This window comes from Streptococcus sp. NLN64 (assembly GCF_015831295.1).
In the GTDB taxonomy this organism is placed as follows: domain Bacteria; phylum Bacillota; class Bacilli; order Lactobacillales; family Streptococcaceae; genus Streptococcus.
The window spans coordinates 1-6743 of record NZ_JADXDQ010000078.1 but is presented as its reverse complement, the minus strand read 5'-3'; the positions used below and the strand labels follow the sequence as shown (position 1 = coordinate 6743).

At 46.5% G+C, this 6743-nt stretch carries 6 protein-coding genes; 5 read left to right on the top strand and 1 reads right to left on the bottom strand.

Annotated features, from left to right (window positions below; genetic code table 11):
• On the bottom strand, positions 1 to 267 hold a 267-nt coding region (locus I2503_RS08800; protein WP_196091374.1), incomplete at its 3' end, for a transposase family protein.
• Between the two features lie 336 nt (positions 268 to 603).
• Between I2503_RS08800 and I2503_RS08795 the strand changes: the two genes are divergently transcribed.
• The 5 genes from I2503_RS08795 to I2503_RS08775 are packed head-to-tail and all read left to right on the top strand — an operon-like array spanning position 604 to position 6406.
• On the top strand, positions 604 to 1350 hold the full coding sequence (locus I2503_RS08795) for an isoprenyl transferase (protein ID WP_196967706.1): 747 nt from the start codon (positions 604 to 606) through the stop codon (positions 1348 to 1350).
• Positions 1351 to 2154 (top strand): phosphatidate cytidylyltransferase, encoded by an 804-nt coding sequence (locus tag I2503_RS08790; RefSeq protein ID WP_196092406.1) that lies wholly within the window; start codon positions 1351 to 1353, stop codon positions 2152 to 2154.
• Position 2155: 1 nt separating this feature from the next.
• Positions 2156 to 3295, top strand: coding sequence for a 1-deoxy-D-xylulose-5-phosphate reductoisomerase (gene dxr, locus I2503_RS08785; protein WP_196967705.1), 1140 nt, complete (start codon positions 2156 to 2158; stop codon positions 3293 to 3295).
• The gene (gene rseP / locus I2503_RS08780; RefSeq protein WP_196967704.1) at positions 3292 to 4536 is read left to right on the top strand and encodes an RIP metalloprotease RseP; all 1245 of its coding nucleotides are present in this window, start codon (positions 3292 to 3294) and stop codon (positions 4534 to 4536) included. The genes dxr and rseP overlap by 4 nt, the downstream gene beginning before the upstream one ends.
• A 10-nt stretch (positions 4537 to 4546) precedes the next feature.
• On the top strand, positions 4547 to 6406 hold the full coding sequence (locus I2503_RS08775; RefSeq protein WP_196967703.1) for a proline--tRNA ligase: 1860 nt from the start codon (positions 4547 to 4549) through the stop codon (positions 6404 to 6406).
• The last annotated feature ends 337 nt before the right edge of the window (positions 6407 to 6743 follow it).

The window sequence follows — 6743 nt, the reverse complement described above, 5'->3', positions numbered from 1 at the left end:
TATAGAGAGATTAATCAAAACATTAGGATTTATAGTCGCTAGGACACGCTGCATGGTATCATGTGATGGAATCCCGTTTTCTAAGGATAAAACCGTACGAAGACTGTGTTCGTAACATTTCCCAAAAGCTTCAATATCCTCCCAATACTCAGCTCCAGATAGGCGAGCAAAGAAAATAAGAAGAACGATATCAACGAGAGTATGACGAATTTTCCAACTATCTCTCTTATCTTCAATAGACTTTAAATATGAAATCATAACATCCATAAAAACGCCCTCCTAAGCTAATTATAGGCTTAAGAGGGCGTTTTTACGAATATTTATCGGTTACTGAAAATTTTCAATAGGGAGTTTTCTTCATGCGTTTGTCGTGCTAAAAAACGGCGTGATTTCCCATGCCTAGGGCTTTTGTGGTATAATGAACTGATTCATACTCTCCTAAAAAGACTGATACAAAAAGTGATTCGTAGTTCTGGTTGCCGGTTTGCACCGAAAACTTGATAGTGAACCGAATCTTCTCGCTTCTTTTCGGAGAAGCTTGCACTGCTATACCAAGTGTGAAATGTTCTGTATTGAGGGAGAATAGAAAGAATGGAAAAGATTATGTTTGGATTCAAAAATAAGGAAGATGAATCTTCTTTACAGGTACCCAAGCACATTGGCATCATTATGGATGGAAATGGTCGCTGGGCGAAGACGCGGATGCAGCCACGAGTATTGGGACACAAAGCGGGTATGGAAGCTCTCCAAGAAGTTGCCAAGGCTGCTAGTCGGATGGGTGTACAGGTCTTGACGGTTTACGCCTTTTCTACAGAAAACTGGTCTCGGCCTGAAAAAGAAGTCAAGTTCATTATGAATTTGCCCGTTGAGTTTTACGACCGGTATGTACCGGAGTTGCATCGTCAAGGAGTGAAAATCCAGATGATTGGTGATGTGGACCGCCTCCCTGCTGCAACCTCGGACTCTTTGCGCAGGGCTGAAGAGCTAACAGCGGATAACCAGGGGATGATTCTGAACTTTGCACTGAACTATGGAGGTCGAGCAGAATTGACCAAGGCCGTACAAAAGATTGTGAAGCAAGTTCAAGTTGGGGCTTTAGAAGCAGATCAGGTTACAGACCAAGTGATCAGTTCTCATCTGTATACAGGTGTCTTACCAGAAGAAGTGCGTGATCCGGAGTTGATCATCCGTACCAGTGGAGAGATGCGTCTCAGTAATTTCATGCCTTGGCAGTCAGCCTACAGTGAGTTCTACTTTACAGACACCTTGTGGCCGGACTTTGATGCCCAGTCTCTAGAAGAGGCAGTTCAAGAATACAATCGGCGCAATCGACGTTTTGGAGGAGTTTAGATGGAAAAAGAATTACAGAATCGCCTGCTGTTTGGAGTGGGAGCAGCCGTGGCCTTGTTGGCTCTCTTGTGGTTCGGAGGTCTCCCGTTTCAATTTATCGTTGGCCTCTTAGCGATGTTGGGAGTTTATGAACTTTTTACCATGAAAGGTTTGGCTGTTAATACACCAGAAGGAATTCTAGCAACCCTTGCGGCGCTGGTCTTGGCTTTGCCTTTAGAGAATTACCTTTCTTTTTTACCCAATGATTCAAACATTTCGCTCTTTGCCGTTTTAGCTTTAGGCATTTTGGGAAGTACGGTCTTTGTGGAAGAATATAGCTATGACGATGCGGTCTATCCGATAGCTTCGGCCTTTTACGTAGGTTACGGTTTCCATATGTTGGTTGAGGCTCAGATGGCTGGTTTGGATAAGGTGTTATACGCACTCTTTATCGTGTGGGCAACTGATAGTTTAGCTTACTTCGTGGGCAAGCGATTTGGCCAGCGGAAATTGTTGCCGCAAGTGTCCCCTAATAAGACCGTTGAAGGGAGTCTAGGGGGAATTGCGGGGGCGATGGTGGTCACCGCCATCTATTATCTCGTGAGTCCGGGTACCTTTAACGGACGGAGTTTCTTCCTTGTTCTGGTATTGTCCATCTTCTTTTCAGTAGCAGGACAGTTTGGGGACTTGGTTGAAAGTTCCATCAAGCGTCACTATGGCGTCAAGGATTCCGGCCGCTTTATCCCGGGGCACGGAGGACTCTTGGACCGCTTTGATAGCCTCCTCTTCGTCTTCCCGCTCTTGCACCTAGCAGGGTTCTTCTAAGATGAAACAAATTTATGTGATGGGGGCGACGGGCTCCATCGGCCAGCAGACACTTGATATTCTAAGGTCTTATCCCGATCAGTTCCAGCTTAAGGCCTTTAGTTTTGCGACCAACCTTGAAGCGGCTCGTTCGATTGTGGAGGAATTTAAACCGGCTGCGGTTGTTGTAGAAGATGTAGGTCTGGCAGAAGCGCTGCTCACAGATTACCCCAACCTGGTCCATTACAAGACCCTCGATGCTTATGCAGCGGAAGGGGAGTATGATGTCATGGTCAACGCAGTCATGGGCAGTGTTGGCCTTGCGGCCACCATGGCGGCCATTCAGGCCGAAAAGGAAATTGCCCTGGCCAATAAAGAAACCCTGGTTATGGCTGGCGATTTTGTGATGGCCGCCGCCAGAGCGAAAGGAATCACTCTATTACCTGTGGATTCAGAACATTCCGCGATTTTTCAAGCCATGCAAGGTTTGAGGCGGGAGGATGTTAAAAAATTAGTCCTGACAGCTAGCGGGGGGAGTTTCCGCGACAAGAGTCGGGCCGACTTAGAAGGTGTGACCGTCGAGGAGGCTTTGGCTCACCCCAACTGGACCATGGGTGCCAAAATTACCATTGATTCAAGTACCATGGTCAATAAGGGTTTGGAAGTCATCGAGGCTCACCATCTCTTTGGTTGGGATTATGACCAGATTGAAGTCATCCAACACCGGGAGAGTATCCTCCATTCCATGGTGGAGCTGCAGGATGGAGCCTTTTTAGCTCAGTTAGGTCCCAGCGATATGCGAGAGCCGATTCAATTTGCTCTGACCTATCCCTATCATCGGCCGATCTCCCAGCCCAAGCCCTTTGATCTTGCAGAAATTGGGAGTCTGCATTTTGAAAAAATGGATATGGATCGCTTCCCTATGCTGGCCCTGGCCTTTGAAGTGGGTCGGCGTGGGGGTTCTTTCCCAGCTGTCTACAATGCAGCCAATGAGGTGGCTGTTGCAGCCTTTTTGAAAGGGCAAATCACCTACTTGGACATTGAAAGCCTCATTCAACGGGCGGTAGACGAGCATCAGGAGGTCCAGTCTTTGGATTTGGATCGCATCTTTGAAATAGACCGATTAACACGGAAGAAAGTGAGGGGGTGGTTGCCTCTATGATGGGAATTCTAAGTTTTTTATTTATTTTTGCAGTTATCGTTATCGTTCATGAATATGGCCATTTTCTTTTTGCCAAAAGAGCGGGAATCTTAGTTCGAGAGTTTGCTGTTGGTATGGGGCCGAAAATCTTTAGCCATCAAGGTAAGGATGGAACCCTCTATACCATCCGCATCTTGCCCTTGGGGGGCTATGTGCGTATGGCTGGATGGGGGGAGGACCGGGTCGAGATTCCCAAGGGAAGTCTGGTTGCCCTAAGTCTCAATGATCAAGGGGTGGTCACTCGCCTCAATCTGTCCAAGAAGCAACTGGATCCACAAGCTGTGCCCTTGCAGGTTTTGGAATATGACTTGGAAGAGGCGCTAACGATTAAGGGGCTTTTGATGGATCAGGAGCAGAGCTATGCGGTAGATCACGATGCGACCATTATTGAAAAAGATGGAACGGAAGTGCGCATTGCTCCTCTGGATGTCCAGTATCAAAACGCTAGTCTGTGGGGCCGTTTCATGACAAACTTCGCAGGTCCCATGAATAATTTTATTTTGGGTGTGGTTGCCTTTAGTCTCCTACTCTTTCTACAAGGAGGGGCGCCAAATCCAAATACCAACCAGGTCCGGGTCGTGGAATCTGGAGCATTGGCCAAGGCTGGATACAGCGGTCAGGTGACCTTGGAGAAAATCGGGGACACCACTATTGAAGATTATGCGGATATTTCTCCAGCTATTGAGAAAGCCACCGAGAAAACAACGGATGGGAAGGTATCGGTTCAGGTCAACGATAACAGTCAGGAAGTCCAGCTGGATGAGATTGATGGGAGTTACCGTATTGGTGTCTTACCTGCCCTGGATACTAGTCTGGCAGCGAAACTAACTGGAGGCTTCACCATGGCAGCGTCAGCAGCTGGACAAATTGTGACTGCCATCCGCAATCTGATTTTTAATCCGAATCTGAATGGACTGGGTGGTCCTGTGGCCATCTATCAGGCTTCCAGTATGGCAGCTCGCGATGGTTGGGTTAGTGTTCTTCAGTTGTTGGGATTCTTATCCATCAACATCGGGATTTTTAACTTACTACCGATCCCAGCCCTAGACGGAGGGAAGATCCTATTGAATATCATTGAAGCCATCCGCCGTAAGCCTGTTAAACGGGAGACTGAAACTTATCTGACCTTGATAGGGGCGGGCCTCATGGTTCTTCTGATGATTGCTGTAACCTGGAATGATATTATTCGAACATTTTTTTAGAGGAGAGTAAATGAAACAGAGTAAAATGCTAATCCCAACTTTGCGGGAGATGCCAAGTGATGCACAAGTTATTAGCCACGCCTTGATGCTGCGGGCAGGGTACGTTCGTCAAGTTTCTGCGGGGATTTATACCTACCTTCCGCTAGCTAACCGCGTTTTGGAAAAAGCAAAACACATTATGCGGGAAGAATTTGACAAGATGGATGCGGTGGAGATGCTCGCACCCGCGCTTCTCAGTGCAGATCTTTGGCGTGAGTCTGGCCGTTACGATACTTACGGTGAAGACTTGTATAAATTGAAAAACCGGGAAGGTTCAGACTTTATCCTAGGCCCAACGCATGAAGAGACCATGACCGTTGTTGTGCGGGACTCCGTTAAGTCTTACAAACAATTGCCAATGAATCTTTACCAAATCCAATCCAAATACCGTGACGAGAAACGTCCTCGCAATGGGCTTCTGCGGACTCGTGAATTTATCATGAAGGACGGCTATAGTTTCCACGCGGATTATGATAGTTTGGATGTGACTTATGAGGACTACCGCCAAGCCTATGAGCGGATCTTTGATCGTTCTAGTTTGGAGTATAAGGCCATCATCGGTGATGGTGGGGCTATGGGTGGTAAGGATAGTCAAGAATTTATGGCGATCACTCCAGAGCGGACGGACTTGGATCGGTGGTTGGTCTTGGATAAATCTATTGCTAGCTTAGATGAAATTCCAGAAGAAGTTTTGGCCGACATCCGTACTGAGTTGGAAAAATGGGTGATTTCTGGTGAGGACACCATTGTGTATTCAAGCGAATCTGGCTATGCGGCTAACCTTGAGATGGCAACCAATGAATACAAGCCGAAAAATGTCGTTGTAACAGAAGAAGAAGTTGTTAAGGTTTCGACACCAGATACCAAGACCATTGATGCTGTTGCAGCATTGCTAGACGTCCCAGAGGAGCAAACCATCAAGACGATGATTTACATGGCAGATGGTAAACCGGTAGCGGCGCTCCTTGTTGGGAATGATCAAGTCAATGAAGTGAAATTGAAAAACTACTTGGAAGCTGATTTCATGGACCCGGCGACAGATGCGGATGTCCAAGCCCTTCTCGGTGCTGGCTTTGGATCTTTGGGACCAGTGGGGCTACCAGAAGAAGTGCGCATCATTGCTGACCGTAAGGTACAAGATGTTCGTAACGCCGTTGTTGGCGCTAACGAAGATGATTTCCATTTAACTGGCGTCAACCCAGGTCGGGACTTCCAGGCTGAGTATGTCGATATCCGGGAAGTCAAGGAAGGGGAAATCTCACCTGATGGCATGGGACAATTGCAATTTGCACGTGGAATCGAAATCGGCCACATCTTTAAGTTGGGAACCCGTTACTCCGAATCTATGGACGCCAAAGTCTTGGATGAGAACGGTCGCGCCATCCCAATCGTAATGGGATCTTATGGTATCGGAGTAAGCCGCTTGCTCTCTGCAATCATGGAACAACATGCGCGTCTTTTTGTGAATAAAACTCCTAAAGGCGACTACCGTTTCTCTTGGGGTATTAACTTCCCTAAAGAGCTTGCACCTTTCGACGTCCACCTTATCCCAGTTAATGTCAAAGACCAAGATAGCCTTGATTTAACCGCACGTCTAGAAGCAGCCCTCATGGCAGAAGGCTATGAAGTCCTAACCGATGACCGTAATGAACGGGCTGGGGTTAAATTCAGTGATAGTGACTTGATTGGACTCCCAATCCGTATCACCGTCGGTAAAAAAGCAGCAGACGGTGTTGTTGAAGTTAAAATCAAATCCAATGGATCTAGCATCGAAGTCCATGAAGACAACTTGCTAGAAACTCTTCATATTCTTCTTAAGGAAGAACAATAAGCTAGCTAAAAAAACTCCGGCGCACATCGCTGGAGTTTTTTAGCTAAAAAAATAAAAAAAATGAAACTTTCCCCTTGCCAAGACCAACATCATGTTGTATACTAATAAAGTCCTGAAGGGAGAGTTCCTTAAACGGGACGCAATCAGTAGAATAGTTCGGCTCAAACGAACGAAAACAAAAAAACTTCAAAAAAGTTAAACAAAAGTGTTGACAAGCCATTGAAGTTTTGATAAACTGATTAAGTTGTCTCGTGAGAGACATGACCTTTGAAAACTGAACAAGACGAATACCAATGTGTGGGTAGTAGGAATACTACCTGTCAATAATAAATTCGAA